This window comes from Holospora curviuscula (genome assembly GCF_002930195.1).
Taxonomy (GTDB): domain Bacteria; phylum Pseudomonadota; class Alphaproteobacteria; order Holosporales; family Holosporaceae; genus Holospora; species Holospora curviuscula.
Genome location: NZ_PHHC01000134.1, coordinates 1 through 3,755, shown reverse-complemented (window position 1 = coordinate 3,755; position 3,755 = coordinate 1). Strand labels below are relative to the sequence as shown.

Here is a 3,755-nt window from a genome sequence, read left to right as displayed (position 1 = left end):
TGTGTTATAAACAGTCCATGTCTATTGTTCTGGCTGGTTTATAGTGAACGAATGTCGGTTCTCAACGTATACTCCCTTTATCGTCTGCTGACCCATTCCAAAATGTCTACCCGCTTCCTCATCGCTCTATCCTTCTTTCGTCTTAATTCCTAAATCTTTACGATAATGAATACGACAGCTTTAAATATCTTCTATTTTCTTATATTATCATTGTTCTATAGTTAGTAGGCTATATTACGCTTTCATTTAAGTCTAGACTGTATTATATTTTTTTCATTTTCTGACAATTATAACAAATTAAATTACTACAAGTTGCTACTTCAGACAGTATAAATCTTTAATACTTTTAGAACATTATCTCTTGTGCAGTTGTTAATATCTCAATACCCCAAAGTGCTTCTTGACCTGGTGTTAGTACAGGAGTTCCAGTGGATATTGCCTTCACAAATGCTTCACATTGGCGCCGCAAAGGCAACGTATGATAATCATATTCAAGAATCAAAGAAGTTTGAGAAGAAAGAAACGGAGGATTTTTTAGAATATCGTGCCGTAATAAACGTAACTCTTGTCCATCAGGATTCATATCGTCAAAAACCAAACTTCCCTGGCTCCCTACTACAACACAGCGTTGTTCTTTGATGGGATAACACCAAGAACTAAAAATGCGGGCGTGAACTCCATTCTTAAACTTTAATAGCAGCATTCCTTGATCTCCTCCCTGCACACAAGATTGAACGTAACGGAGTGCTTTTACAGGACGCTGAGCCATTAAGGAAAGAACAAGAGAGATATCGTGAACACCAAGGCTCCATAACGCATCTTTCTCCCAAGGACACACTCTTCCCCAATTATTGCGTATACAATCAATGTATAAAATTTCTCCAATCTCTTGAGCATGAATAAGAGTTACCATTTTTTCAAAGGCTCCATGATAGCGAATCACGTGCCCTACTAGTACTTGCAAATTATTTTCATCTGCAAGAGCACAAATATTTTTGGCATCTTGTAAATTTAAAGCCATAGGTTTTTCGATCCAAACATGTTTTCCTGAACTTAAAACTAAGAGCGCCATTTTCGCATGCAATGGAGCAGGAATACTCAATACAACGCCTTGAATACGGTCATTTTCTAAGATCTGAGGAAAAGTTAAAGCTGGTACCTGAAAACACTGGGACCTGTTAGAAGAACACGTACTGTCTTCGTCACAAATTGCTTCTAATACTCTCATTTCTGATAAGGTTCGTAAAATATTCGTTCCCCAAAGCCCACAGCCAACCACTGCAATCATTACTGTTTTACCCTATTCGTGAACAAATTTCTTCTCTCTATCGGGCTGTATTGTAACATACGCACTAAAAATCTGTAAAGAGGCGCTTTTTTCACCAGATAGCCACCTAAAGGCTAAACATCGAATAATAGATTTCAGCTAAGAAAGCTATATAGTGATTACACTCTCTAGCCTTTAGCTTAATATAGGCTTCCTACTAATTTAAACTTATTTTTCTCTTACGATGAGGGATGACATAATAAATCACCTTGAATTAGCTGTTCAATCATGGTCAGATAAAAAGAAAACTAAAAAGTCGATGGCCTAATAAATATCAGAAAGAAGGAAATTAGGATGCTCGAAAACGTTTAGGGTGTAAACGTAAAAACTAAACTATTTAAAGATAGAATTATTTTTCATGTTTTTCAAAATAATAAAAAAACTAAATTAAAGGATATTCAAGCTGAATTTACGATAAGCAAAGAATGTGTCATAGTGTAATATTAAAAAAGCTAAGATTTAGCGATAAAAACTCTTTTTTCTTTGGGGAAGCGCAGCAAGAAAAGAGAGATAAATAGCCTAACACTCTTTGCTCATAGTTTATCTTCGTTATTGTGAACATAGACTTTCAGCTGATTTAGATCTATGGTTCTTTTCTTTCCTAATCGTGCTTTAGGATTGATTACTCCTTCTTTTTCTTACCTTTTTCACTCTCTACTTAGGCTACTTTTGCTAACCATAACTATTTTTTCCTTTATTTTTTGATCACTACCTAATTTTCTGTATTCTATAGCCAACTACCTGTAGAACGGTTATAGAAAATAGCGCGTCAATTGAACAATGTGTAGAACGTCGCATCTGTTTAGCGTGAGCCCGTTGTTTCTCAATGGGATAAGATCAGGAAAATAAAGAAGTAGGTAAAGTATGATCCGCATCCTTAATCATTTTCTGCATAGCTTTACCTTGATGGAACGCAGTATTATTCATGACAATACCACAATTTTCTGAGATATTGGGTAGGAACATTTGCGCTACCCAACAAGTCAATACCTCTACCCCTCAAGTAAAGCCCATTAAAGCGCCTATTGTTATACACATTTATTCTATTTTGTGCACCCTAATCCTGTTTTCCGTAACAACGCCACCTTTTTACAGAATACCGGTGAGTTTTTGACATATCATGGGTATTTCCACGTTCATCAACTTTGCTTTTTTAATTGATCACGCTTTTGGAACAATACAGATTTTTTTGGATCCGCCTTTGGGTTTTTTATAGCGAACCTCAAAACGTCTCAGGGCTTTCAAAATGCTAACAGCGCTCTGCTCGATCTGGCGGATCGGCATCAAGATCCATTGTGATAGTGTGTTCTAAACAGTCCATGTCCATTGTGCTACTTGGCTTAGTACGAACTTAGAACCTGTATTCATGGATAAAATGAGGGAGTATCGTCAAGCTTGGAGGTAATAAGAATGAGTGATCCAGGCAATGATGAAGCTAATCAACATAATACAGTAGGGGGGTGCAATGTTTTTCAAGAGGCTCTTCAACAGTATCCGACACTCAAAGGCGTTTGCGTCGATGCCGGGTATGGAAAAACTATGATAGAGTTTTTGGGAAACGTTCTTAACAAGACAATTGAAATTTCAGAACCCCAAGATGGGTCGTTGAACGAACCTTTACTTGGCTCAATGATTATCCAAGATTGTCTAAAGCGTACGAAATGGCTATAGCAGCTGTGGAAAATAGAGTGATAATCGCGCATTCTATGCGCTTGTTAAGGCGGATCGCTAATCCATAAATCCAGACTCTAACATTCCTGGAAGAGATTATCGGGCGGGATATGTGGGCATACATCAGTAGAAAGTCTCTCCAAACAATGATATAATCGCACTTTAGAGTCTCTATACAGTAGAGAGATAAGTTCCACCCACGGGTTTTACCTATAATAATAAAATTTTTGAAAATTAGGCGTCCAATTGTTTTCCTATAGAAAACGTGGAATAACTTTTTTGGCACTTTCCACACTGGATTCCTTTTCAGAATACCTTTCGCTACTTAAAAAAAACAGTGCATTAACAAAAAGATTTTTATAGTTTTGATGATTTTTTTCTAATACTCTTTCAAAAATTATAAAAAAAATGAAAATTTAAATAAAGCAAAATCCATAATAATCATTTTTTTAAAATACCGGCTGCGTTATGTGGACTACGTACTTTTGCTTCCTTAAAAAAGGTAAATCCTCTAGGGACACTGTAAAGCCCCAAAAATTTTTAAATTTTCTGTTAAAACACTCTGTACCGGACAAAACTAATTGGTTAGTTAGTTTGCATTGACAGTAACGCGCTGAAATAAAAACAAAAAGTGTATAATCTCGATTATCGAAAAAGAGGTATACATCATGGTTTCAGTCAACGAGTTAAAGCGCATTTTAAAGCCATATTTCAAAATCGACAATAGGCGTCTTGATTGCTTAACCCAAATGTTAGG

Annotated in this window: 4 protein-coding genes; 1 reads left to right on the top strand and 3 read right to left on the bottom strand. The window is 36.2% G+C overall.

What is annotated here, in order from left to right; all coding sequences use genetic code 11:
* Positions 1-346 precede the first annotated feature (346 nt).
* The 3 genes from HCUR_RS06640 to HCUR_RS09905 form a co-directional block, all read right to left on the bottom strand.
* Positions 347-1,288 carry a Gfo/Idh/MocA family protein gene (locus HCUR_RS06640; RefSeq protein ID WP_104207306.1) on the bottom strand — a complete coding sequence of 314 codons (942 nt, stop codon included), beginning with the start codon at positions 1,286-1,288 and terminating at the stop codon, positions 347-349.
* Positions 1,289-2,164: 876 nt separating this feature from the next.
* Entirely contained in the window at positions 2,165-2,314 is a 150-nt protein-coding gene (locus tag HCUR_RS08825) for a hypothetical protein (RefSeq protein WP_165780838.1), read from the bottom strand.
* A 174-nt stretch (positions 2,315-2,488) separates the two neighbouring features.
* Positions 2,489-2,611 carry a hypothetical protein gene (locus tag HCUR_RS09905; protein WP_279337784.1) on the bottom strand — a complete coding sequence of 41 codons (123 nt, stop codon included), beginning with the start codon at positions 2,609-2,611 and terminating at the stop codon, positions 2,489-2,491.
* 126 nt (positions 2,612-2,737) lie between these two features.
* On the opposite strand from HCUR_RS09905, the gene HCUR_RS06635 reads away from it, so the two are divergent.
* Complete coding sequence (locus HCUR_RS06635) at positions 2,738-2,998, top strand: hypothetical protein (RefSeq protein WP_104207305.1); 261 nt, start codon at positions 2,738-2,740, stop codon at positions 2,996-2,998.
* Positions 2,999-3,755: the final 757 nt, after the last annotated feature.